Genomic DNA, 24,277 nt, shown 5'->3' on the forward strand with positions numbered 1-24,277 from the left:
CAAAAAACCACAGGCAGCCGTTTGATTTTTCAATCTGGCATTCACCCCTTGCGCCATGCCACTGCACAGCAGCAGTGCCGCCCAGGCACAGAATAGAGCAGGCATCGCCACTGCATGAATTCCCGGACAGTCGCCTGAAAACCATTTACGGTCAAGCCAAATCGATGAAATTCATCAGGCCTTAAAGTATTTGGCCATCAGCACGGGCAATCGATGCAACGCATTTATTCTGCCCCAGTTCAGCAGGACATTCAGGCCGTCACAATCCATCCTTCCAGCGCATCCATGTCAGCAGGCAAACCGTATCCAGGCGCGCCCTGTTGCGCTGCCCAGGCAGCCTGCATCAGGCACAGCACGGCATCCAGGCTGTCGCCACTTCCATCATCGACCAAGGTATCGCGCTGCGCATGGCTGACCTTCAAGCGCAGGCCCAGACGTGTCTGTCCGTGCTCCAGTGCAGTGATCAGGTCTTTGCGCGCAATGAGCCGCTCGGACGTCTGCTTGGCCTTGTCATCGCTTTTGTAAGACCGATTTCCCAATACCTCCCGTGCCAGCAAACCGGGATACCCTTCCAGCGCATTACGCCTGGTGTCGCCTGGATGAAGTCCGGGGATGTTGGCACCTGCAGCGACAAGCCGTGGAATGCCGGCGTGAAGCATGAAAGCCACCGGCGGATTCACCCACTTCATGGAGGGACTGGCGCCGGATGGTCCGTCAGTGGCACGATGGGCAAATTTTTTTCCGATAGGCCGGGCATCGCAGAATGCCGCAAACGTGTTGCGAATCTCAAGCCGGCTCAGTCCGGCATAGTGATTCATCGACTCAAGCCATTGCGTAGGCCAGCCCAGGTTCGTCACCAGTTCGCGCGGCAAACCGAATGGAAAATCAAACGCTCCAAGCCATTGGCGATCCTGGCGGAGCCACTGTTCAAATTCATGAAGTGAATCGAGACGTTCCAGGCTTGACAAAAGCACGCGTCCGTTCAGTGAGGTTCCCGCAGCCATCACGATCGGTTTACGTTTACTGGGACTGCTGGAAAAATCGCAACCGACCAAAAATTCGGGAATCAAGCCTGGCGTACTCATCTTGTCCTTGTGCGTCTGAGATAGTCCACTCAGGAGCACTCACAGGTTTACCGGCTTTTTTTCAGGAGCGACCAATGATGGAAGCGGTCGCCATCAGTTCTTCAAGCAAGGCCATGGAAACTTTACCCGAGGCGGCATAGGGATCAAGCTCGGCTTTCTCGGAATATTTCAACAAGATGGAATGGTTCAGCTTGAGCAAATTGACCGTTCCCATGGTCCATCCGCCAAACCGGCGTTCTGAAATCTCCTCAAAGTCCAGCAATACGACATCCTTGTGGCGAGGGTCTTTCAAGATATGTCCGTACAGTTCACTCACAGCCATGCGGCCGCCTTCGATGGCCTGCAGGAAAACACCCCCGCCGTAACAGAGAATACCGGTAATTCCCAGTACCGGGTTGTACTGGCGGGAGTGCGCCAGGATGCTGGCGATGGCTTCGTCGCCCATATCCACCGCGCGACTCGCATAAAGCAAACGAACCAGCATGTGTCAACCTTTTCTGGGAATAAGTGCGAGAAATTCGCGGCGCAAGGTGGGATCTTTAAGAAATACGCCACGCATGACCGAATTGATCATCTTGCTGTCCATGTCCTTGACGCCGCGCCAAGCCATACAGTAGTGACTTGCTTCCATGACGATGGCCAGACCGTCAGGCTGGGTTTTTTCCATGATCAGGTCGGCTAGCTGCACCACGGCCTCTTCCTGGATTTGCGGACGGCCCATGACCCATTCGGCCAGACGCGCGTATTTGGACAAGCCAATCACATTGGTATGTTCATTGGGCATGACACCAATCCATATCTTGCCGATAACCGGACAAAAGTGGTGAGAACAGGCGCTGCGAACGGTGATGGGTCCGACGATCATTAACTCGTTCAGATGCTCGGCATTGGGAAACTCGGTGATGCTCGGTGCCGCCACGTAGCGCCCGTTGAAGACTTCGTTCAGGTACATCTTGGCAACCCGGCGCGCCGTGTTGCCCGTGTTGTGGTCACCGTCAGTGTCGATCACCAGGCTGTCCAGAACGCCTTGCATCTTGACCTCCACCTCATCAAGCAGGCGCTCCAGTTCACCGGGCTCGATAAAACCGGAAATGTTGTCATTGGCATGAAAACGTTTGCGTGCCTGGACCAGGCGTTCGCGTATCTTGACGGAAACGGGCGTTCCCTCGTCTGTAGCATCCTGGAGGGTCGTAGTAGTTTTCATAAGCATGGCAGATATTATCAGCCCCCTTTAAACCTGTCTTGAATGCAGAACAATAAGCCTTTTAGGCATCCTGCGCTTTTCTGGAAAGCCTTGATAGCTATGAATTACATAGCAAATGGAATTTTCAACAATGGCCTGGGATAATGTGTTTTATTTCAATATCGCTGACCCGTCAACATCAGGGCCAATCGCATCAGGGCGTAGGCAATCCAGCCCTGGATACGCCGGCCCAGGGGACGCTGGCTGTACACAGCAGGATCTATTCGCGCTCCGTGGTGCGCAACCGCTTCGCGCAGGCAGGCGCTGAGCTCGCCTGCAAATGCACGGTCTTCTATCACGACATTGGCTTCGCGCGCCAGCAGAAGGCTCAGAGGATCAAGGTTGGACGAACCGACAGTGGCCCAATGCCCATCGACCACTGCCACTTTGGCATGCAAAAAACTGGTGGAGTATTCATGAATTTCAACACCTGCGGCCAACAGGGCGCCGTACACCGGCCGGGCGGCGTGGTATTGCATGAAATATTCATATTTACCCTGCAGCAACAGGGTTACGCGTACACCGCGCCTGGCGGCCTTCATCAGCGCACGGCGTAACTTGCCGCCGGGCAGAAAATAAGCATTGGCAATGATGATCTCCTGGCGCGCCTTGCCAATGGCCTTGCGGTAAGCCCTTTCGATGCTGTGGCGGTTGCGCAGGTTGTCGCGCAGCAGCAGCGCCGCCTTGGGGCGTGAACTGCCTGCCAGGCCAGAAAGGCCAGAGTCCTCAGGACGTGAAAGCAACTTTGAATCGGTGCGCCCCCCGTAACCTGCCGCCTTGAATTTCTCCCAGGCTTCATTCAAATGCCTTTGCCGCGCGCTGTAGCCAGCCTGCACACGCCACCACAACAGGGCCATGGCGTCGGTCGCTTCGGCAGCCAGGGGTCCGGTCAGGATCACTGCAAAATCAAACCGTGGCGCCTCCAGTTCTCCGTGGTTGGGGTCGTAAAAATCGTCCAGCACATTGATTCCGCCGCAAAAAACAATCCGCTCGTCCACCACGCACAGCTTGCGGTGCAGCCTGCGCCAGCGCTCGGGCACCAGAAAGCCGAGGCTTGACCCCACTGGCGAGTAGGCACACCATTGAACGCCTGACCCGGAAAACTTTTGCTGCCATTCGTCTGGCAATGGCCCGCTACCAACTGCATCCACCAGCACCTGAACTGTCACACCGCGTTGGGCCGCTCGGACCAGGGCTTCGGCCACAACGGCACCTGCCCCGTGAAAATCAAAAATATAAGTTTCAAGCTGTATCCAGCTGGCAGCATCGTCGAAGGTACGGACTAGCGCGGGAAACAATGTCTCCCCCCCTTGAAGCAGGTGGAATGTTTCGGACGTGGTGGAAGATGCCATGAGTCGATGAACAAAATTGTGGGAAAAACTTCAAATCCCTGGAATAACAGCAAATCGACAGACAACGCGCTATTGGAGCCGAGAAGCATGGGGCCACCAGCAACGCTAAGAGCCTTGAAATTCGCGGACGGTGCCACACCCCTTCAATCCACTGAACCCCTGAACCTTGGCAACAGCAAGATTGCCTCCGCATTGGATGGGGAAAAGCATTTTTCCGCAGCCTTTTGATGCGCGAGCCATTGCGAAGCCGTATGCTCCCTTGGACTGAGCCTGACTGCGCAGCATTCGGGCAGGCACAGGCCGAAGACATGCTCGGTGTTGCGTGTTACACCGTGCGCATAACGGTGGCGCCAGGCAGGATAGATGTCGTACACGTTTGAAAGACACCAGTCTTGCATTTGGGCCGGCGCGGCAACAATGCCGGTTTCTTCTTCAAGCTCACGCAACGCCGTTTCCAGCAAAGGCTCGTCTGGCGTGTCTTTTGAACCGGTCACGCTCTGCCAGAAACCCGGATGGTCAGCGCGTTCGATCAGCAGCACATCAAGTCCGGACGTGTAAACGATGACCAGGACCGACTCCGGAATCTTGAATGAGGCAATATTTGAATCCATGATGGATTATTGCGGCTTGGCAGACGTTTGCCCGGAAAGCCAATGGTCGATGACCATGCCAATATGGAGGCTCACACGAAAAGCATGTAAATCGGGAATCAGCCTTGCGGCATCAAAAACAAAAAAACCCGCCACGTTTTAAATAGCAGGCTTTCCATATCTGTCGTGGTAGGGCGTCACGGACTTGAACCGTGGACCAAAGGATTATGAGTCCTCTGCTCTAACCAACTGAGCTAACGCCCCTTCCACCGACAGATTGTAGTGGCTCTATTTGCTGTGGCTGAGCGCCGTGCTGACCAGCTTGGACGTGATATCGACAATCTGGATCATCTTTTCATAGGGCATTCGCATCGGGCCAATCACCCCCAGTGTTCCGACCACCTGGCCATCGACCTCGTAAGGCGCCGTGACCACCGACAGTTCCTGATACGGAATCACCTGGCTTTCGCCGCCAATGTAGATGCGCACCCCCTCGGCGCGGCTGGAGACATCGAGCAGGCGCATCAGTTGCGCCTTTTGCTCGAACAGATCGAACAGCTTTCGAAGGCTGCCCATGTCGCCCGAAAAATCACTGACCGCCAGCAGGTTGCGCTCGCCTGAAACGACCACTTCGTCGCGCGACTCGATGGCTTCGGAGCTGACCACGACCGCTTCCTGCATCAGGGAAGCGATTTCTCCCCTGAGTGCATCCACTTCAGTCTTCAGCCGCTCACGCACTTCCTCGATTGCCATGCCGGCATAGTGGGAATTGAGAAAATTCGACGCTTCGATCAATTGCGAGGCGCTGTAGTCGGTTTCTGTGAAGATGACGCGGTTCTGCACATCACCATCGGGTGACACGATGATTACCAGAAAGCGCTTTTCAGACAGGCGCAAGAACTCGATATGCCGGAACACCGATGTCCGGCGCGGCGCCATCACCACCCCGACAAATTGCGAAAGACTTGACAGCATGTGAGCGGCATTGCTGATGACCTTGAGCGGCTGGTCCGGCGCAATGCGGGCCATCTGGCTGGCCACCGTCAACGGGTCGCGCTGCGTGGTCAGCATGGTGTCGACAAACAGGCGATAGCCCCGCGCTGTCGGAATGCGTCCGGCAGAGGTGTGCGGGCTGACGATCAGGCCCAGATCCTCCAGGTCGCTCATCACATTGCGGATCGTGGCGGGCGACAATTCCAGGCCTGAAGCCTTGGAAAGCGTACGCGAACCGACCGGCTGGCCGTCGGCAATATAGCGCTCAACCAGCGCTTTCAACAACAAACGGGCGCGACTATCAAGCATGGGGACATTCTACGAAGCTTGCTTGGCAGGTTGTGATGTAATTTGACGATGAAGTCGCAATTCCGCCATGTCGCACTGATCGGCAAGTACCAGGCCCAAGGCTCCCGTTCGGCCTTGGAACACATTGCGCATTTCCTGGGTTCGCAGGGTTGCGAGGTGGCGCTGGAGGAGGACACCGCGCGCAATACAGGCTTGAGCCAGTTCTCGACGCTTGATGCGGCCGGAATTGGCGCGCAGTGCGACCTGGCCCTGGTGGTGGGCGGCGACGGCACCATGCTGGGCATTGGGCGCCTGCTGGCCCAGTTTGGCGTGCCCGTGGTCGGGATCAACCAGGGACGGCTGGGCTTCATCACCGACATTGCCTTTGAGGACTACCAAAATACCCTGACACCCATGCTGCGCGGAGAATTCGAGGAAGACCGGCGCTGGATGATGCAAGCCAAGGTGATGCGCGATGGCCGCTGCGTTTTCAGCGCAACGGCGATGAATGACGTCGTGGTCAACCGCGGTGCAACCTCCGGCATGGTCGAACTTCGCGTCGAAGTCGATGGCCGATTCGTGGCCAACCAGCGGGCCGACGGCCTGATCATTGCGTCGCCCACCGGTTCAACGGCCTACGCACTTTCTGCGGGCGGTCCGTTGCTGCATCCCTCGATTGGCGGCTGGGTACTGGTGCCGATTGCCCCGCATACCTTGTCAAATCGGCCCATCGTGCTTTCAGACAGTGGAGAGGTTGCCATTGAACTGGTGGCAGGCCGGGATGCAAGCGCCAGCTTCGACATGCAGTCGCTGGCCAGCTTGCTGCATGGCGACCGGATCAGCGTCAGGCGCTCGGAGTTCCAGATGCGCTTTTTGCATCCCAAGGGCTGGAGCTACTTCGACACGCTGCGCAAGAAGCTTCACTGGAACGAAGGCGTCGTGGGCTGAGGCCTGCCTCGCTGCGTCGAACAACACAGAAATATGAGCCTTAAAAGCATTGCCCTGCGGGATTTCGTGATCGTGCGCGAACTCGATCTTGAGCTGATGGACGGGTTCACGGCACTTACAGGGGAAACCGGCGCCGGCAAGTCGATACTGGTTGGCGCCCTGCAGCTGGTGCTCGGCGCACGCTCTGATGCCGGCGTGGTGCGCGAGGGCGCCGGGCGCTGCGAGATCAGTGCCGAATTCGACAGCCCTGCCCGGCTGGCGCCATGGCTGGAGCACGCCGGCCTGGAGCCTGGAGACATCTTGCTGCTGCGCCGCACGGTGGACGCGCAGGGCAAGAGCCGGGCATGGATCAACGGCAGCGCGGTCACCGTGACCCAGCTCAAGGACATCGGCAGCCAGCTGGTGGACATTCATGGCCAGCATGCCTGGCAAAGCCTCACGCGTCCCGATGCCGTTCGCGGCCTGCTGGATTCGTATGCGGGGGTTTCGACCGACCTGCTCTCGTTGCGCTGGCAGGAATGGCGCATGGCACAAAAAATCCTCGCACAGGCGAAAGATGCCCGGGGGAGCCTGGAGCGTGACCGCGAACGGCTGGCGTGGCAGATTGGGGAGCTTGGCAAACTGGCGCCTGGCGAGCAGGAATGGGAAGAACTCAACGCCCAGCATGGACGACTGTCAAACATCCAGGACTTGCGCGATGCCGTGCAAACAGCGGTCGATGCCTTGCGGGAGGCCGATGACAATGCCCTGACGCTGCTGAGCCGTGCCATTCATGCCCTGGAAAAACAGGCCCATATAGAGCCGCAATTCAAGGAACTGGCCGAAGTCCTGAACACGGCGCTGGCACAGATGGACGACGCCGTGCATTCCTTGCGTGCCTATGCCAGGGATGCCGAACTGGACCCGCTGCGGCTGGCCGAGCTGGACGAACGCCTGGCGCAATGGATCAGCCTGGCGCGTCGTTACAGGCAGGCGCCTGCCGAACTGCCCGAATTACTGAAATCGTGGAAGGCTGAACTGCACGCACTGGACGAAGCCGCTGACCTGGTTCAGCTTGAAAGAAATGAGAACCAGGCCAAAGCCGCTTACCTGAAAGAGGCCAGCCAGGTTTCGTGCCTGCGAAGCCAGGCGGCCCCCTTGCTGGCCAACGCCATCACCCAGGCCATGCAAGGTCTGGGCATGCAGGGCGGCAGGTTTGAAGTGGTACTTGCGCCAGCCGAACAGCCGGCTCAGCACGGGCTGGAGCAGGCCGAGTTTCTGGTCGCCGGCCATGGCGGCAGCACGCCCAGACCGGTGGGCAAGGTGGCTTCGGGGGGGGAATTGTCACGCATCGCGCTGGCCATTGCCGTCACCACCAGCGAGCTGGGACAGGCCCAGACTCTTGTGTTTGACGAGGTGGATTCCGGTGTGGGTGGCGCGGTGGCGGAAACCGTTGGCAGGCTGATGCGGCAACTCGGCCAGGACCGGCAGGTGATGGCGGTGACGCATTTGCCGCAGGTGGCCGCTTTTGCCAACCAGCATCTTGTGGTGTCCAAACGCTCGGAACAGGGCACGACGCTGAGCAGCGTTGAACATGTGACCGGCAAACTGCGCGTGACCGAAATTGCGCGAATGCTGGGCGGGGAACGCCTTTCGGGTGCCACGCTTGCGCATGCCACTGAAATGCTGGGCCAATCCCCTGAAGATGCGATGTAGTTACCCTGCTTGATACCATCAGGGGCATGAATACCTGCCTTCTGAATTACCCGAATTCACCCTGTCCCCATGACCGTCCCAAGGCCGTGCGTCGCTTGCCACGCAACGAAAGGATGGCGTGATGAAAATGATCCTTATCACCGGCATGTCAGGCTCCGGCAAGTCGGTCGCGCTCCATGCACTGGAGGATGCCGGTTATTACTGCGTGGACAATCTTCCGCCAGAACTGCTTTCACCTTTTGTCGCCCTGAAGCGGCCGCACAACGCCCCCAAACTCGCCATTGCCATGGATGTCAGGAGCGCTACGTCACTGCCGCTGGTGCCACAGCAACTCAGGGAGTTGAAGGCCCAGGGCGTGGAAGTACAGTCACTCTTCCTCGATGCCAACACCGACACGCTGGTGCGGCGATTTTCAGAAACCAGGCGTCTGCATCCGCTGTCGAGAATCGACGCCACCGACCAGCACCGGGCGCTGGTCGATGCCATCGAACTTGAACGGCAGCTGCTGGGCGAAATGCGCGAGCAGGCCCATGTAATTGACACCAGCATGATCCGGTCAGCCCAGTTGCAGCGCTACGTGAAATCGCTTCTTCAGCATTCGGGCCGTCAACTGACGCTGGTGTTTGAGTCGTTTGCCTTCAAGCGCGGCGTGCCGCTTGATGCCGATTACGTGTTTGACGTCCGCATGCTTCCCAACCCCCACTACGAGGCAGGGCTTCGGCACCAGACCGGACTTGACGAGCCGGTGGCGGACTTCCTGAAGGCGCATTCGGAGGTGGACGACATGTTCAGGCATATCGAGCAATTCCTCAGTCACTGGCTGCAGGCCCTGGTTCGCGACCACCGGAGTTACGTCACGGTGGCGGTGGGCTGCACGGGTGGTCAGCATCGTTCGGTTTATCTGGTGGAGGCGCTGGCCGCCGCCTTTGGCAAGGATTGGCCGACGCTGAAACGGCACCGCGAGCTTGAAGCAGGCTGATCAGCCCGGCTCAACCCTGGAGCAGTATCCACTTGCCCTTGCCTCACAGCGTCCAACACGCATGACTGGTTTTCGCTACTTAATTCATAGCTACTAACGCATACCAGTCTTGCGGAAAAGGCCTTTTCTATATAAAAAAACCGCTTTCGGGTTAGACCGTAGCCGACCCATCCTCTGGGTCGGATGCATTTTGGGACAGCAGTTTGCGAATGGGCGCGGGCAGACCCAGCGCCGGCCACGCTTGCGGACTGAACCAGGCGGCCGGAAGCGTTTCAGACACCATCGATTCAGGCATGGGCTGATCGGCCTGGAAGCCTGCAATCCACGGCGACAAGTACAGATCCTTGTGCGTCAGGACATGGACAAAGGCCGGCAGGGCCTCGACACGGTCCTCAAGGCTTTCAGGCAGAAGCGACTTGAAGGCCTCATCGCTTTCAAACACCGGCAGGCAGTAAAGCCCGCTCCAGATGCCGGTGGCAGGACGCTTTTCAAGCCACACCGAACCATCGGGCCGTTGCGCCCACAGCAGGCTGAGCGACTGGGCGCTGCGCTTGAGCTTGCGCGTCTTGACCGGGTATTTTTCGGGGTTTCCTTGCGCCCGTCCACGGCAAAGCGCCTGCACCGGACACAACAGGCACTTTGGCTGGCGGCCGGTGCAAATGGTGGCGCCCAAATCCATCAGCCCCTGGGTGTAGCGCGGCATCGCCTGCGCCAGGTCTTCATGCGGCAGCAGCTCGGTGGCCAGGCTCCAGAGCGCGCGTTCCTGGGCGCCCTGCGCCAGATCGCCAGAAAAACCCAGCACCCGCGTGAGCACCCGCTTGACGTTTCCGTCCAGAATGGCAACCCGCTCTCCAAAGCAAAATGAAGCGATGGCAGCAGCGGTCGAGCGGCCTATGCCCGGCAAGGTCTGCAGTTGCTCGGCAGACGCTGGAAACTGGCCGTTGTGCAGCGCCATCACCTCCTGGGCACAGCGATGCAGGTTGCGGGCGCGGCGGTAATACCCCAGTCCGCTCCACAAGGACATCACCTCGTCGTCAGAAGCGGCAGCCAGATCCCCCACACCGGGAAAGCGCTGCAAAAACCGGTCGTAATATGCCAGCACCGTGGCTACCTGCGTCTGCTGCAGCATGATTTCCGACAGCCAGACCCGGTAAGGATCGCTCGTGTTCTGCCATGGCAGGCTGTTGCGTCCATGGCGTTGCTGCCAATGCACGATTTCATTGGCGAACGAAGGCGGCAAAAAAGAGCCTGCCCCGGCCGGATGGCCTACTGGAAGCAGGCCGCCGGCATCTGATTTACTGCGCATCATGCCAATACAGTCAGAGGTGTATCCGCTGCATCAATTTCCTGATCCGGGGGTGGCTGCAGCGCAAAAGGCAAAGGCTGAACATCCAGAAGCTCAGAGGTCAAGTCGCCAAGCGTGGTTTTCAGGGCTTGAAGACGGATGTCCTGCGCATCGAGTTCGGCAATTCGTTCATCCAGCGTGGACGCAGCCTGTTCGATGCGCTCGATGGCTTCGATGCGTCTGGAAAAACCATGGCGCCGCTCGCGTATTTGCGCATCGAGTTGCGCGGATGCTGACTGGTTCCACAGTTCCACTTCACCCAGGGCAGACTCGAACACCATGCGCAGGCGGCTGTTCAGCGCACGCACCAGCCGTTCGGAAAACCCGGCCTGCGCCAGCCGCATGACATTTCCCAGGCTCAGGTATTGCAAGTGACTGCGCTCGATCAGTTCGAGGTCCTGCGCATATTGCGCCATCTCCGGCGCCCGCCCTGCCTGCAGCGAAAAACCGAATTCTGCGTTGATCTGCCGGAAGGCCGAATCCAGCATTTCCTGTATTTCAGACATGATCGTTTGTGCCTGGTGAAGCGTTTCGCGCAGGCGCAAAAACGTTTCACCATAGATTTTTTTCAGACGCAGCTTGATGCCGGGCTGCTTGAGCGCAGTGGTCAAGCCGGCGAGTTCGGCCTTTAGCGTCGGCATGCCCATCAAACCCACAACATCGCCCAGCAGGGTGTTGTGTACCGAACGAACCGCATGCAGCCGGGCACTGCTGCCTGAAAACTCGGCCTGCTCGTGCTCGATCCGCTTGCGCATCTGCTGGATGACCATGCTATTTTTCCCCCGCAGGCCGCGCAGTTCAAGCATCTGCTCGGCCTGGTCGCGACGGCGCATGTGCAATGCGCGTGAGGCCTCGGTGTTCAATTCCTGAAGACTGGCGGCGACGGCGGTTCGCAGGATTTTTTGCCGCTGGCCCATCAAGCCTTTCGCCAGGGCTGCTTCAAGCGCCGGCAACTGGCTGGCCTGCAACAGCGCGTCGTCATGTGTGACTTTGGCAACCAGCCCCTTTTGCGCCGACACGGCCAGCACCTGCGAGCGCTGCAAGCCCAGAATTTCGGCCGAGTTTGCAATTTGCCGGTCAATCTGCGCCTGGACCTGTTCGGGCGTGCTCAGCGCATCCCACAAGGTGTCGATCTTGTTGAGCACGACCAGCCGGTTGTCGCTACCTTTTGCGCTGCTGACCAGATGCTCTTGCCAGATGGACAGGTCGGACCGGGTCACGCCCGTGTCGGCCGCCAGGATGAAGACCACGGCATGCGCCTGCGGAATCAGGCTGACCGTCAGCTCAGGCTCCGCGCCGATGGCGTTCAGCCCCGGCGTATCAAGAATCACCAGCCCCTGCTTGAGCAGCGGATGTGCAATATTGATCACCGCATGGCGCCATTTCGGCACCTCGACCCGGCCATCGGCCGTTACCGGCGGATGGTCTTCGGGACTGTCGTCATTCCAGAAACCGAGGGCGCGGGCCTGCGCCAAGGACACGTGCTGCACTTCGGCGACCTTCTGCAGGGCATCCGCCAGCTGGGCGGGGTTGTCCACCTGCAGATCGATCTGGAGCCATTTTTCGGGCACGAGGCGCCATTCCACCAGGGCCTGCGGCTGCAGCCGGGTTTCGATGGGCAACAGGCGCAGGCAAGGCGCCATGTCCGGGTCATAGCCCAGTTCGGTCGGACACATGGTGGTCCGCCCGGCGCTTGCCGGCATGATGCGGCGACCATAGCCGGCAAAGAAAAGGGCATTGATCAACTCGGACTTTCCGCGAGAGAACTCCGCCACGAACGCCACCATCACCTTGTCGGAGCGCACCCGGGCCTGCAGCCTGAGCATCCGGTCTTCGACCGCCGCGTTGAGCAGCCCCTGCTCTTTCAGCCACTCGGAGAGACGTTTGAGGCGCAAGGCGAATTCGCGCCGCCAGACACCGTGCTGGTCAAATTGTTCGTTGAAAGACATGCGCTGTAGTCATAAAAGTGGTCAAGGCAATATAGCACCGGCCCCCGGCCGGCCGCATCGAAACACTTAGGGTTTCTGGCAGTTGGCGCAATAGAAAGTGGAGCGCTGTCCCTGCCGAATCATCTTGATCGGCGCGGCGCAAACCCTGCACGGCAAGCCGGCCCGGTCATACACCATGGCGTCCAGCTGGAAATGGCCGGCCTCGCCATCGGCATTGGAAAAATCCCTGAGCGTGCTGCCGCCCTTGGCCACCGCATTCGTCAACACCGTCTGGATCGCATGGTGCAGGCGGGCAGCGCGCGGCTTGCTGATCCGCGACGCCCGGGTGGTGGGGCGAATGCCTGCCAGGAACAAGGCCTCGGAGGCATAGATGTTTCCGACGCCGACCACCGCCTGGCCCGCCAGCAGCAGCGGCTTGATGGCGGTATTGCGCGCATTGAGCCATCCGTGAAACACCAGCGCGTCAAAAGCCTCGCTCAGCGGCTCGACACCCAGCCGGCCCAGCAGCTTCTGTGCCGACGCATCAGCTTCGCCCGCCGCATGGACCACGGCCCCAAAGCGGCGCGGGTCGTGCAATCGCAAGGTGCCCAGGCTGGTCACCAGGTCAAAGTGATCATGCTTGCCTGGCACCGGCAGGTTGACACCAAAACTGACGCTGCCCGACATGCCCAGGTGCATCAGCAGCAGGCCGTCGCTCAAGTCCAGCAACAAATACTTGCCCCGGCGGCGCACGGCCAGCACCTGCTGGCCACGCAACTGCATCGCCTCGCAGCCCAGTGGCCAGCGCAAGGGTTTTCCCACCACCACGTCTTCAATGCGGGCGCCTGCGATACGGTTGGCAAAGCTCAGGCGGGTGACTTCAACTTCGGGCAGTTCAGGCATGTGTTTACAACTCTTCATGGAAACATGGGGCTTGCAAAGCCTGACACAAGAGCACGCCACTTCAGTGACGGCATGCATGACCGGCGCAAAGCGCCAACAGAAGCCTTCAATTATCATGGGCCGATGAAGAAAAAAACCGGCCTTGCTTTTGTCTGCCTGTGCCTTGCTGCTCCGCTGGTGCTGGCGCAGGCCACGAAGCCCGAGACCCCCTCGCCCGTCAGACCCGCTGCAGTCTCGGGCCTTTCCGAAGCCAGGGCGGCGCAGGCAGCGGCGACCATTTCCCCGCTCGACGGCGAGTTGTTTTACCAGGTGCTGGTCGGCGAGCTGACGGCGCAGGAGGGAGAAGCGGCCGCAGGCTTTGCCCTGCTGCTCGACGCAGCCCGGAAAACCGGCGACGCCCAGCTTTACCAGCGGGCCACCGACATTGCCCTGCAGGCCCGCTCCGGCGATGCGGCGTTGCAGGCCGCTCTGGCGTGGAAGCAGCAGTTGCCCGCATCCCGCGAGGCCAACCGCTATGTCCTGCAGATCATGATTGCGCTGAACCGTGTTGCCGACAGCGTCGAGCCGCTGAAAACCGAGCTCAGGATGGTGCCCGATGCCGAGCGACTGGCCATGCTGGCGGCCATACCGCGCATTTATGCCCGCAGCAGCGACCGCAAGCTGGCGGCCAGCGTGGTCGAGACCGCTCTGGCCGACTACCTGACCAATCCCGCCACGGCAAGCGCTGCCTGGACCACCGCCGGACGGTTGCGGTTGGCTGCGGACGACAAGCCAGGCGCCTTCGAGGCGGCCCAGCGCGGCCAGGCAGCCGATCCGCGCGCCGAAGGCCCGGTCGTGGTGGCGCTCGAACTGATCGATCCGAAACGGCCCGAAGCCGAGGCGCTGGTCAGAAACTACCTGGCCGGTGGCCAGAGCCCATCCACAGCGCTGCCTGAAATTCGCATGGCCTATGCCCGCGTGCTGCTTGATGCGCAACGCTATGCCGAAGCCACCGCACAACTGCAGATCGTGACGCGCGAAAAGCCCGACTACCCGGAAGGCTGGCTGGTGCTCGGTTCGCTGCAGTTGCAGGACAACCAGCAGGCGGCCGCACAGGCCTCGCTGGAACGCTATGTTGCGCTGGCCGGGCAGACGCCGCAGGCCGAACGCAACCCCGGCCTGGCGCAGGCCTATCTGTCGCTGTCGCAACTGGCCGAAAAGCGCAAGGACTACGCGGCGGCCGAAAGCTGGCTCGGCAAGATTGAAAACGCCGCCGACCTGATGCAGGCTCAAACCCGCCGCGCCTCGATCCTGGCCAGCCAGGGAAAAATCGAGGAAGGCCGCAGCCTGATTCGGGCGCTGCCCGAACGCACACCTGAAGAAGCGCGGCTGAAACTCAACGCCGAAGTCGGCCTGCTGCGCGAGTTCAAGCAGTTCCGCCAGGCCCATGAACTTCTGGCGCAGGCACTGGTCAAAACGCCCGAAGATACCGACCTGCTGTACGAGCAGTCGATGGTGGCTGAAAAGCTCGGGATGCCTGACGAAATGGAGCGGCTGCTGCGCCAGGTGATCCAGCTCAAGCCAGATTACCACCATGCCTACAACGCGCTGGGCTATTCACTGGCCGATCGCAATGTCCGGCTCTCTGAAGCCCGCGATCTGATCCGCAAGGCGGTCGAATTCGCACCGGCCGACCCCTTCATCCAGGACAGCCTGGGATGGGTCGAATTTCGCCTGGGCAACTCGCTTGAAGCGGTTCGGATTTTCGAGGCCGCCTACAAGGCCAGGCCCGACGCTGAAATTGCCGCGCACTTCGGCGAAGTGCTCTGGAGCCTGGGGCAGCGAGACCGCGCCCTGGCCATGTGGAAAGAAGGCCAGCTCATCAACGCTGACAATGAAACGCTGCTTGAGACGCTCAAACGCCTCAAGGTGACGCCATAAAACAGGGATTTGCCTTGCACTTCACCCACCGGCTGCGCGCCCTGCTTCTTCATGGATTCATTTTTGCTACACTTTTAATAGCTGGTTGCGCCCGTCCGGTAAGCGGTACAGCCTTAAATAGCCTAAAAAACGAGTTCTGGACAGGGCGTATCAGCCTGAATGTCAAAAGCGAGCCCGAGCAGTCTTTTTCGGCCGGCTTTGAACTCAAGGGCCGGTCTGAGCGCGGCGAGCTGACGCTGATCAGTCCGCTGGGCAATGTGCTCGGCGTGCTGCGCTGGGCACCCGGCGAAGCAGAACTGGATACAGGAAACCGCAACATCCAGCGCTTTGAATCCGTCGATGCGCTGATGGCACAGGCCACGGGCGCAGCCGTTCCGCTGGGTGCGCTGTTCGCCTGGCTGCAGGGGGACAACGCGACAGCCAGTGGCTGGTCAGCCGATCTGTCAAGGCAAAGTGAAGGCCGCATCGCCGCCACCCGGATGCAGCCCATGCCTCAGGCATACCTTCGTGTCGTGCTCGACCAGTAACACCCTGCCCGCCTGACCGGCTCACTGTTTTGAAGGTTTCCAGCGTGACCCGCTTTCCTGTTTCCTCGCAGCCCCTCAAGGCGATATACGACGTGCCAGCGCCGGCCAAGCTCAACCTGTTCCTGCACATCACGGGCCGCCGGCCCGACGGCTACCATTTGCTGCAATCGGTTTTCATGCTGATTGACTGGTGCGACACGCTGCATTTTGAGCTGCGCACCGACGGGCAGATCAGCCGCACCGACCTGAAAAGCGCCGACGGTACCGATTCCGAAACGCTGCCGGCCGAAGACCTGGCCGTGCGCGCCGCCCGCGCCTTGCAGGCGGCCTGCGGTACGCCCCTGGGCGTTCACATCGGTCTGGAAAAAAATATTCCATCGCAGGCCGGCATGGGCGGCGGCTCATCCGATGCGGCCAGTTGCCTGCTCGCGCTGCAGAGACTTTGGGGCGTTCGACTGCCGGAAAAAGACCTGCGAGCCCTGGCGCTTTCACTGGGCGCGGACGTTCCTTTCTTCCTTTCGGGAGGCCATGCCTGGGTCGAGGGGATTGGCGAGAAAATCACCCCGCTGGCCTTGCCATCGGCACGGTTTTTGGTGGTCAAAACACCTGCTGGCGTGTCAACACCAGAAATTTTCAACGCACCGGGGCTAAAACGTGACACCGGGACTGCTACAATGCTAGGCTTTGCTGCATATGCTGATGGACAGGTTTTTAAATTTGGCCATAACGACTTGCAGCCGGTAGCGCAAAAGCTTTGCCCGCAGATTGACCAGTCACTTGAGTGGTTAGAATCGCAGCAGCTTTCAGGACGCATGACCGGCTCGGGAAGTGCTGTATTTGCACAGATTTTTGAAGATGCCGACTTGGCAGACGCTCCTGGCGACTGGCTGACTCGCAAATGCAGAAATCTGGAGATGCATCCCCTGGCAGGTTGGTAAACTACCGGCTTCCTGGGACGCAATTAGCAAGCAACGGTTATAGGTCGGTTGTTGGCAACAACAATTGTCCTGTGTAGGGGTGTCGCCAAGTTGGTTAAGGCACTGGATTTTGATTCCAGCATTCGCAGGTTCGAATCCTTCCACCCCTGCCAAATTTCCAGACCTGCCAGTCGCAGGTCTGAGTTGATCCAGGCGCCGCATGATTGCGGCGCTTCCAGACCCGCAAGTGGCGGGTCTGTGTGTTTTGAAAGACTGCAACGCAATTCACTGCCAAGTCCGCGTTGCACATTACTTTCAGTGCGTATTTTGCTTCGATAAATAGTTCACTCCACTTCCAAGTCCGTCCGCAGCTGGACTTCATACGCAAATGCACCACCCTGACTTCATGGTTTTCACCGGCAATGCCAATCCTGGCCTGGCCGAAGAAATTGCCCAGAACCTTGGCATCTCGCTGGGCACTGCCCACGTAGGACGATTTTCAGATGGTGAAGTCACCGTCGAAATCCAGCAAAACGTCCGCGCCCGCGACGTGTTCGTCGTGCAGTCCACCTGTGCGCCGACCAATGACAACCTGATGGAACTGCTGATAATGGTGGACGCGCTCAAGCGCTCATCGGCTGACCAGATCGCCGCCGTGATCCCTTACTTCGGCTATGCCCGGCAGGACCGCCGCCCGCGTTCGGCGCGGGTTCCCATCACCGCCAAGGTGGTTGCCAACATGCTGCAGGCCGTAGGCGTGACCCGCGTCCTGACCATGGACCTGCATGCCGACCAGATCCAGGGATTTTTTGACATTCCGGTGGACAACATCTATGCCTCCCCCGTGTTGCTGGGCGACCTGCGGCAGAAAAACTACACCGACCTGATGGTGGTGTCGCCCGACGTCGGCGGCGTGGTGCGCGCCCGTGCGCTGGCCAAGCAGCTCGGCTGCGACATGGCGATCATCGACAAGCGCCGTCCCAAGGCCAATGTGTCCGAAGTCATGCATGTGATTGGCGACATCGAAGGCCGCAACTGCGTGATCATGGACGACATGATCGACACCGCCGGCACGCTGGTCAAGGCGGCCGAAGTACTGAAAGAGCGCGGCGCCAAGAAGGTTTACGCCTATTGCACCCATCCGATTTTCTCGGGGCCGGCCATCGAGCGCATCACGCAGGGCGATGCACTCGATGAAGTCGTGGTCACCAACACCATTCCGCTGAGCGCCAACGCACTGGCCTGCAAAAAAATTCGCCAGCTCTCCGTGGCACCGCTGATCGCTGAAACCATGCAGCGCATCGCCAAGGGAGAGTCGGTCATGAGTTTGTTCTCGGATCAAGACCAGCCCGATCTGATTTGATCTGAAGCAAAAAAGCCGGCTGCACAGCCACGGGACCTTGCGAGGTTTCCAGCCTGGGCAGTCTTTTGAAGTCAGGGTGAGACTGGTCGCGGTCCGCCCATTTTGGAGAAGATTATGAAATTCGTCGCTTTTGAGCGCGCAAAGCAGGGCACGGGTGCGAGCCGCCGTCTCCGCATCACCGGCCGTACGCCCGGTATCGTTTATGGCGGCACCGCCGAGCCGATCCTGATCGAAATCGATCACAACGCCTTGTGGCACGCCATCAAGAAGGAAGCTTTCCACGGCTCCATCCTGGAAATGGAACTGGCCGGCAAGGAACACAAGGTTCTCCTGCGTGACCTGCAAATGCACCCCTACAAGCAGCAAGTCCAGCACATCGACTTCCAGCGCGTCGAAGCCCGCACCCGCATGACCGTGAAAGTGCCCGTGCATTTCAGCGGTGAAGAAGAATCTCCAGCCTTCAAAACGGAAAACTGCCTCGTCACCCACGTGCTGACCGAGATGACGGTTTCCTGCTTCCCTGCCGACATTCCCGACTTCATCGCTGTCGACCTCGGCGGCCTGACCAAGGGCAAGTCGCTGCACGTCAAGGACGTCGTCCTGCCAAAGGGTGTGAAAGCCGCTCTCAAGGGACAGGTCAATCCGGTCATGGTCTCGGTGACGCCGATTGTCGAAGAAGTCGAAGCCGCACCTGTCGAGGCTGTGGATCCCAAAGCCAAACCCGGCGCAAAGGGCGGCAAGCCCGCAGCAAAACCTGCAGCCAAGAAGTAATTCCCGGCTTGCGGCACCGGCCTGAAAAGGTCGTGCCCAGGAAAGCGGCCCTTTTCCTTTCACAAGGTCAAGGGCCTTTTTCATGCGCGGAGGCTTCTGCTACTCTGTACCGCCCTCCCCTTTTTTTATTGCACACCCCATGATCAAGCTGTTTGTCGGCCTGGGCAACCCAGGCCCGGATTACGAAGCGACGCGCCACAACGCCGGCTTCTGGTGGATAGACGCGCTCTCGCAGGAACTGAAGGCGCCACTCAGCCTCGACAAGAATTACCACGGCCAGGTGGCCCGCACCACGGTCAACGGCCAGACCGTCTGGCTGCTCAAGCCGCTGACCTTCATGAATCTGTCGGGCAAGTCGGTGGCATCGCTGGCGCGTTTTTTCAAGATTTCCCCCGGCGAGGTGCTGGTCGCGCATGACGAACTCGACATCGTTCCCGGCCAGGTCAAGCTCAAGTTCGGCGGCAGCCATGCCGGGCATAACGGCCTGCGTGACATTCATGCGCAACTGGGCTCGGCCGACTACTGGCGCCTGCGCATTGGCGTGGGCCACCCGGGCGTGAAGGCCGAAGTCATCAACTGGGTGCTGAAAAAGCCTTCGCAGGAACACCGCGCCGCCATCGAGGACTGCATCGCGCGCAGCCTGAAAGCGGTTCCCGACCTGCTCAGGGGCGAGATGGAAAAGGCCACGATGCTGATTCACACCAACCAGCCGCCACGCCCGAAACCTCCCCGTCCAGCGTCGATACCAGATGCTGCGACCGACACGGCCGCAAGCGTATCAAGGCCGGTGTAGCACTTACTATTATTTTGATAGCTGCTTGCACATACTGACTGTGCGAAAAGTGCCTATTTGATGCATGAAATACAGCGCCAGAGGCCTCAACGTACCTGAACCACCGGGATCACCGCTTGCAGCCGGTTGTATTTTTCCCACAGCGTTTCCCGGGTTTCCCGGTGCTGCGGGTCCACCGGGATGCAGGCCACGGGACAGACCTGCACGCATTGCGGCTCGTCAAAATGGCCAACGCATTCGGTGCATTTGTTCGGGTCGATCTCGTAGATCTCGGCGCCCAGGAAAATTGCCTCGTTCGGGCATTCGGGTTCGCAGACATCGCAGTTGATGCATTCGTCGGTGATCAATAAAGCCATGGACTCAAGCTCCTGGTGTAGCGTGAACCTGCGCCAGCGCAGCGGCGATGGACGGGCTGACCATCTGGGCCACGCTGCCGCCCAGCTTGCTGATCTCGCGCACCAGCGTGCTGCTGATGCAGGCCAGTGGCGCCTCGGGCAGCAAGAACACGGTTTCCACCTGCGGGCGCAGCTTGCGGTTCATGGCGGCCATCTGGGCTTCGTAGTCGAAGTCGGTGAGATTGCGAATGCCGCGCACCACGGCGCAGGCGTTTTGCGCAGCACAGAAATCCATGATCAGGCCGTCAAATGGCAGCACCTGGATGCCCGCGATGGAAGCGGTCGCCTTCTGCACCTGCCCGACGCGCTCGGACAGCGAAAACAGGGTCTTTTTGTGATGGGCAACGGCGACAGCGATGACCAGCTGGTCAAACAGCGCTGCCGCGCGGCGCACCACGTCGCCATGGCCAAGGGTAAACGGATCGAACGTGCCGGAATAAACAGCAATGCGGGGGATGGACATGGGCCGAATTATGCCCTTGCACCCTGCCCGGGCCGTCAGCGCAGCGGGTCTGACCCTGACGTTCATGCGGACGCTTGAGGCGTCTACACGAAGAATTTAAGCAGGCAGAGGCTCCGCCGGTTGGTCGCTTTTGACCAGCAAATGAAAATGCACCGCGCCGGCCTTGGCGCTGCGGTGAACCTTGAGCCCCAGCGGCAGCAGATCGTCATCCTGCCAGACGCGTGGCGCTTCCAGGTACACCAGGCCGGTCGGGCTGATAGCCTGGGCAGCAGCCTTGAGCGCCGGCTCGAACACACTGGAGTCGAAAGGCGGGTCGATCAACACCAGCTGCATGCTGCCGGCGTCCAGCCGCTTGAGCGCGCTCAGACCGTCGCCGCGCTCAATCCGCACCGTGCCGGCCTTTAGCCTGGCCTGCACCGCCTTGAGCTGCACGACCAGCCCTGGGTCCTGCTCGCATAACAGCACGTCGGCGGCGCCGCGCGAGGCGGCCTCGAAGCCCAGCACGCCGGTGCCGGCAAACACGTCGGCACAGCGCCAGCCGGTCAGGTCCTGGCCGAGCCAGTTGAACAGGGTTTCGCGCACCCGGTCGGGCGTGGGGCGCAGACCGGGATGATTGGGAACCGTGAGCTTGGTGCGCCGGTACTGCCCGCCAATGATGCGGATTTCGCCGGACGGCTTGAGGTGGGCGGTGCCCTTGGGCTTGACGGTGTGGGCCTTGGCCGAAGGCTTGGGCGCCGTCTCGGGAGCGATGGGTTTGGGTGTGTATTTCATTTTGCGGCTCCGAGAATAACAGTCACCATTTTGTCGGGCTGAAGCTTGCGCGCAAAAGCCGCCTTGATGTCGGCCACGCTGACTTTTTCGACCTGCTGCGTCCAGGTGTCGAGGTAGTCGAGCGGCAAGTCGTTCCAGGCAATGCCGGCCAGGTTGCCCAGCAGCTTGCGGTTGCTGTCGATGCGCAGCGCAAAGCCGCCGACCAGGTTGTCCTTGGCGGCCTTCAGTTCTGCTTCGGTCGGGCCGCTGGCGACAAAGTCCCTGACCACCTGGCGGGCAATCTGGACCGCCTGCGCCGCCTGGTCGGGTCGGGTCTGCAGGCCGACGGTGAAGCTGCCGGCATGCAGACCCGGTGAAAACGAGCTGGAAATGCCGTAGGTCAGGCCGCGTTTTTCGCGTACTTCATTGGTCAGGCGCGAGACGAAACCGCCGCCGCCCAGAATGTAGTTGCCGACCGTCAGCGGGAAGTAGTCGGGGTCGGCACGCTTGAAACCGGGCTGACCGATCAGCACATGCGCCTGCGCCGACTCAAAGGGAATGGTGATGTCTTCTGCCTGCGCAAGCGGCGCCACGTCGGGCACAGCCGGGAGCGGCGGCAGGCTGGCGCAGGGCACTGCGGGCAGGCGCGACAGCAAGCGCGCCGCCATGGCATCGGCCTGCGCCCGGGTCACGGCGCCCACCAGACTGACGCGGGCGCGGCAGGCCACCACGCCGGCGGCATGCGCGGCCTGTAAATCCGCCACGCTGATGTTCGCCAGCGTGGCTTCGGTCATTTCATAGCCATACGGATGGCTGCCATACACCGCCTTCGCATAGGCCCGGCCCACCACGCTGCCCGGACGGGTATAGGACTCCTTGAGCGCAGCATCCAGGCGCTGGCGTTCGCGCTGCCAGACCGCATCGGGATAGGCCGGCTCGGCGATCTGGCGCGCTGCCAGCGCCACGGCCTGGTCGAGCAGCGCCGGGTCGGTCAGCGAGCGCAGTGAAAAGCTCATGCGATCGGATGAAGCGTTGGCGCCGAACTGGCCGCCCAGATCAGCCCAGGCTTCGCCCAGGGCATTTTCATCGAGTGCTGAGTCCATGGCCCCCACGCTTGTCGCTTCGCGTACTGCGCTGCCCCCCGAGGGGGCTGCTGCGCCTGCAGTCCGGCCAAGCCGGTCCTGCGGCCCCTGCTGGTGGGGAGGGGAAGCCCGCACGCCTTTTTCCAGCATGTTCGCCGTCATGCTTGCCAGGCCGGCCTGTGCGGGCGGGTCGCGCCGGCTGCCCGCATCAAAATCTATTTGCACATCGACCATCGCGATGGCCGGGCTTTCCACCAGGTAGACCTGTGCGCCGCTGGCCTGCGTCCAATGCTGGACGGGAATCACCGCCTGCGCCGAAATGTGAACAAAAAGGCCTGTTGCGCATACTGCTATTGTGCGAGCCGCTATTTTTTTGGTAGCAATCATCATGAAAACATTCTTTCGGTTCAGGAAGCCGTTCAATGCAGCTCACCGCTGGACGATGCGCTGACGGGGCGCGGCTTGCGGTTCGGGTCCAGGGGCTGCGGCAGCAGGGTGGACAGGGTCATCTGGTCGTCGCCGAAGTATTTGCCGGCCACGGCCTGCACCTCGGCGACTGTCACCGTGCGCAACTGCGCAATCAGGCGCGTGCCGGCGTCAAGCGGCAGGCCCTGGACCCAGTTGGAGCCGAGTTCGCGCGCCTGGCTGAATACCGAGTCGAGCTTGTAGGTTTCGCTGGCCACCCACTGCGTCTTGACGCGCTGGAGCTCGGCTTCACTCACGCCGTCACGCGCCACCACGGCGACCTGCTGGCGCAGGGCGTCGGCCACCTGCTGGGTGGTTTTGCCATTGGCTGGAACGCCGTCGAGCGTGAACAGCTGCGGCCCCCGGCCGATCAGGCCGCTGGAAGCGCCGGCACTGTCCGCAACGCGTCCGTCTTTATCGCCCTGTCCCTGCACCAGCGCGCGCTCCAGCCGGGCGCCGCTGTAGCCGTCGAGCACGGCTGACAGCACCGTCAGCGCCAGCGCGTCGCGGCTGGCAGCGGCAGTGGGCGACGCGGTGCCTGGCGCTGCCAGATCGGCGGGTTGTACCTTGGGCACCTTGAATGCCATGCTCACATACGCCTGGCTGGCCGGCGCCTTGAGGTCGATGCGGCGCAGGCCTGCCTGCTCGGGCTCGGTGCGCGGCTTGCGCACGGGCACGGAACGCGCGGGAATGGCGCCATAGTATTTTTCGGCCAGCTTCCTGACCTGCGCCACGTTGACATCGCCCGCCACCACCAGCGCCGCGTTGGCCGGAACGTACCAGCGCTGGTAGAAGCTGCGCACGTCGTCCGGCGTCATGGCGTCCAGGTCGCTCATCCAGCCGACGATGGGGCGGCGGTACGGTGACGCCAGAAAGGTGATGGCGCTGGCCTGTTCATAAAGCATCGCGCGGGGCGATTCCTCGGTGCGCATGCGGCGCTCTTCCTTCACCACCTCGATCTCGCGCTTGAATTCCTCGTCGGGCCACCGGCTGTGGCCGAAACGGTCGGCCTCCAGGCGCATCACGTCTTCCAGCCTGGCGGCCGGGATCTGCTGGTAGTAGCCGGTGCTGTCGCTGCTGGTGAAGGCATTCTCCTGGCCGCCCAGGGCCGCCACGCGCCGGGAGAACTCGCCCGCCTTGACGGTCGGCGTTCCCTTGAACATCATGTGTTCGAGCGCATGGGCGACGCCCGACGTGCCATCAACCTCGTCCATGGCGCCAACCCGCACCCAGAGCATGTGCGCTACCGTCGGCGCGCGGTGATCGGGTTTGACGATGACCGTCAAGCCGTTGGCCAGCTGGAACTGCTCAACCGGCGCGGGCGCCTGGGCAAGGGCCGCCTGGCCGGGGCCGGCCGTCAGCGCAGCCGACAGCAGCAGCCCTGAAAAACCGCTCGCCGGACGCTGGAAAAACAATACTGGGGGCTTGACGCCCATCTGCTTGAGGTGTTTCATAGAATGGTGGACTCTACAAGATCAAGCA

The 24,277-nt window shown here is 60.8% G+C and carries 23 protein-coding genes and 2 tRNA genes; 10 read left to right on the forward strand and 15 right to left on the reverse strand.

Features of this window, described 5'->3' with window-relative positions; genetic code table 11:
- Positions 1 to 251 precede the first annotated feature (251 nt).
- The 7 genes from GZ092_RS07905 to hrcA all read right to left on the reverse strand — a co-directional run bounded on the left by GZ092_RS07905 (position 252) and on the right by hrcA (position 5,572).
- On the reverse strand, positions 252 to 1,085 hold the full coding sequence (locus tag GZ092_RS07905; RefSeq protein WP_293635852.1) for a DUF429 domain-containing protein: 834 nt from the start codon (positions 1,083 to 1,085) through the stop codon (positions 252 to 254).
- 61 nt (positions 1,086 to 1,146) lie between these two features.
- Complete coding sequence (locus GZ092_RS07910; RefSeq protein WP_293635853.1) at positions 1,147 to 1,569, reverse strand: BLUF domain-containing protein; 423 nt, start codon at positions 1,567 to 1,569, stop codon at positions 1,147 to 1,149.
- Between the two features lie 3 nt (positions 1,570 to 1,572).
- Positions 1,573 to 2,295 (reverse strand): GTP cyclohydrolase I, encoded by a 723-nt coding sequence (gene folE / locus GZ092_RS07915; protein WP_293635854.1) that lies wholly within the window; start codon positions 2,293 to 2,295, stop codon positions 1,573 to 1,575.
- A gap of 149 nt (positions 2,296 to 2,444) precedes the next feature.
- Positions 2,445 to 3,680 (reverse strand): cardiolipin synthase ClsB, encoded by a 1,236-nt coding sequence (gene clsB / locus GZ092_RS07920; RefSeq protein WP_293635855.1) that lies wholly within the window; start codon positions 3,678 to 3,680, stop codon positions 2,445 to 2,447.
- 143 nt (positions 3,681 to 3,823) lie between these two features.
- Positions 3,824 to 4,291: a dihydroneopterin triphosphate diphosphatase gene (gene nudB / locus GZ092_RS07925; protein ID WP_293635856.1), complete on the reverse strand. Its 468-nt coding sequence runs from the start codon at positions 4,289 to 4,291 to the stop codon at positions 3,824 to 3,826.
- A gap of 166 nt (positions 4,292 to 4,457) precedes the next feature.
- A tRNA-Ile gene (locus tag GZ092_RS07930) sits at positions 4,458 to 4,534 on the reverse strand.
- A 24-nt stretch (positions 4,535 to 4,558) separates the two neighbouring features.
- The gene (gene hrcA / locus GZ092_RS07935; RefSeq protein ID WP_293635857.1) at positions 4,559 to 5,572 is read right to left on the reverse strand and encodes a heat-inducible transcriptional repressor HrcA; all 1,014 of its coding nucleotides are present in this window, start codon (positions 5,570 to 5,572) and stop codon (positions 4,559 to 4,561) included.
- Positions 5,573 to 5,620: 48 nt separating this feature from the next.
- Here hrcA and GZ092_RS07940 point away from each other — a divergent pair, with 48 nt between their 5' ends.
- From GZ092_RS07940 to rapZ, 3 genes are all read left to right on the forward strand, one after another.
- Positions 5,621 to 6,499: an NAD kinase gene (locus tag GZ092_RS07940; protein WP_293635858.1), complete on the forward strand. Its 879-nt coding sequence runs from the start codon at positions 5,621 to 5,623 to the stop codon at positions 6,497 to 6,499.
- A 33-nt stretch (positions 6,500 to 6,532) separates the two neighbouring features.
- Positions 6,533 to 8,194, forward strand: coding sequence for a DNA repair protein RecN (gene recN, locus GZ092_RS07945; RefSeq protein WP_293635859.1), 1,662 nt, complete (start codon positions 6,533 to 6,535; stop codon positions 8,192 to 8,194).
- Positions 8,195 to 8,315: 121 nt separating this feature from the next.
- Entirely contained in the window at positions 8,316 to 9,173 is an 858-nt protein-coding gene (gene rapZ / locus GZ092_RS07950) for an RNase adapter RapZ (protein WP_293635860.1), read from the forward strand.
- 151 nt (positions 9,174 to 9,324) lie between these two features.
- Here the strand turns inward: rapZ and mutY are convergent, their stop codons facing one another.
- From mutY to mutM, 3 genes are all read right to left on the reverse strand, one after another.
- Positions 9,325 to 10,413: an A/G-specific adenine glycosylase gene (mutY, locus tag GZ092_RS07955; RefSeq protein ID WP_293635981.1), complete on the reverse strand. Its 1,089-nt coding sequence runs from the start codon at positions 10,411 to 10,413 to the stop codon at positions 9,325 to 9,327.
- A gap of 65 nt (positions 10,414 to 10,478) precedes the next feature.
- A complete protein-coding gene (locus tag GZ092_RS07960) occupies positions 10,479 to 12,467 on the reverse strand; it encodes a dynamin family protein (RefSeq protein WP_293635861.1) in 1,989 nt (662 codons plus the stop codon).
- Between the two features lie 66 nt (positions 12,468 to 12,533).
- Positions 12,534 to 13,349 (reverse strand): bifunctional DNA-formamidopyrimidine glycosylase/DNA-(apurinic or apyrimidinic site) lyase, encoded by an 816-nt coding sequence (gene mutM, locus GZ092_RS07965; RefSeq protein WP_293635862.1) that lies wholly within the window; start codon positions 13,347 to 13,349, stop codon positions 12,534 to 12,536.
- 123 nt (positions 13,350 to 13,472) lie between these two features.
- Here mutM and GZ092_RS07970 point away from each other — a divergent pair, with 123 nt between their 5' ends.
- The 7 genes from GZ092_RS07970 (at position 13,473) to pth (ending at position 19,640) form a co-directional block, all read left to right on the forward strand.
- Positions 13,473 to 15,269, forward strand: a complete 1,797-nt coding sequence (locus GZ092_RS07970; protein WP_293635863.1) for a tetratricopeptide repeat protein — start codon at positions 13,473 to 13,475, stop codon at positions 15,267 to 15,269.
- Between the two features lie 14 nt (positions 15,270 to 15,283).
- Positions 15,284 to 15,796 carry an outer membrane lipoprotein LolB gene (locus tag GZ092_RS07975; protein ID WP_293635864.1) on the forward strand — a complete coding sequence of 171 codons (513 nt, stop codon included), beginning with the start codon at positions 15,284 to 15,286 and terminating at the stop codon, positions 15,794 to 15,796.
- Positions 15,797 to 15,840: 44 nt separating this feature from the next.
- Positions 15,841 to 16,734 carry a 4-(cytidine 5'-diphospho)-2-C-methyl-D-erythritol kinase gene (ispE, locus tag GZ092_RS07980; protein ID WP_293635865.1) on the forward strand — a complete coding sequence of 298 codons (894 nt, stop codon included), beginning with the start codon at positions 15,841 to 15,843 and terminating at the stop codon, positions 16,732 to 16,734.
- 75 nt (positions 16,735 to 16,809) lie between these two features.
- A tRNA-Gln gene (locus GZ092_RS07985) sits at positions 16,810 to 16,886 on the forward strand.
- Between the two features lie 215 nt (positions 16,887 to 17,101).
- Entirely contained in the window at positions 17,102 to 18,076 is a 975-nt protein-coding gene (locus GZ092_RS07990) for a ribose-phosphate pyrophosphokinase (RefSeq protein ID WP_293635866.1), read from the forward strand.
- Positions 18,077 to 18,190: 114 nt separating this feature from the next.
- The gene (locus GZ092_RS07995; protein WP_293635867.1) at positions 18,191 to 18,847 is read left to right on the forward strand and encodes a 50S ribosomal protein L25/general stress protein Ctc; all 657 of its coding nucleotides are present in this window, start codon (positions 18,191 to 18,193) and stop codon (positions 18,845 to 18,847) included.
- Positions 18,848 to 18,986: 139 nt separating this feature from the next.
- Complete coding sequence (gene pth, locus GZ092_RS08000) at positions 18,987 to 19,640, forward strand: aminoacyl-tRNA hydrolase (protein WP_293635868.1); 654 nt, start codon at positions 18,987 to 18,989, stop codon at positions 19,638 to 19,640.
- A gap of 86 nt (positions 19,641 to 19,726) precedes the next feature.
- Here pth and GZ092_RS08005 read toward each other — a convergent pair whose 3' ends face one another.
- The 5 genes from GZ092_RS08005 to GZ092_RS08025 all read right to left on the reverse strand — a co-directional run bounded on the left by GZ092_RS08005 (position 19,727) and on the right by GZ092_RS08025 (position 24,249).
- Positions 19,727 to 19,996, reverse strand: a complete 270-nt coding sequence (locus GZ092_RS08005) for a YfhL family 4Fe-4S dicluster ferredoxin (RefSeq protein WP_293635869.1) — start codon at positions 19,994 to 19,996, stop codon at positions 19,727 to 19,729.
- Between the two features lie 4 nt (positions 19,997 to 20,000).
- Positions 20,001 to 20,498, reverse strand: a complete 498-nt coding sequence (gene coaD / locus GZ092_RS08010) for a pantetheine-phosphate adenylyltransferase (protein ID WP_293635870.1) — start codon at positions 20,496 to 20,498, stop codon at positions 20,001 to 20,003.
- A gap of 96 nt (positions 20,499 to 20,594) precedes the next feature.
- A complete protein-coding gene (gene rsmD, locus GZ092_RS08015) occupies positions 20,595 to 21,269 on the reverse strand; it encodes a 16S rRNA (guanine(966)-N(2))-methyltransferase RsmD (protein WP_293635871.1) in 675 nt (224 codons plus the stop codon).
- Positions 21,266 to 22,720, reverse strand: a complete 1,455-nt coding sequence (locus GZ092_RS08020; RefSeq protein WP_293635872.1) for a pitrilysin family protein — start codon at positions 22,718 to 22,720, stop codon at positions 21,266 to 21,268. Before GZ092_RS08020 ends, rsmD begins: the two co-directional genes overlap by 4 nt.
- A gap of 29 nt (positions 22,721 to 22,749) precedes the next feature.
- On the reverse strand, positions 22,750 to 24,249 hold the full coding sequence (locus GZ092_RS08025; RefSeq protein WP_293635873.1) for a pitrilysin family protein: 1,500 nt from the start codon (positions 24,247 to 24,249) through the stop codon (positions 22,750 to 22,752).
- Between the last annotated feature and the right edge of the window lie 28 nt (positions 24,250 to 24,277).

The sequence above is a fragment of the Polaromonas sp. genome (genome assembly GCF_010365105.1).
GTDB lineage: Bacteria > Pseudomonadota > Gammaproteobacteria > Burkholderiales > Burkholderiaceae_C > Polaromonas.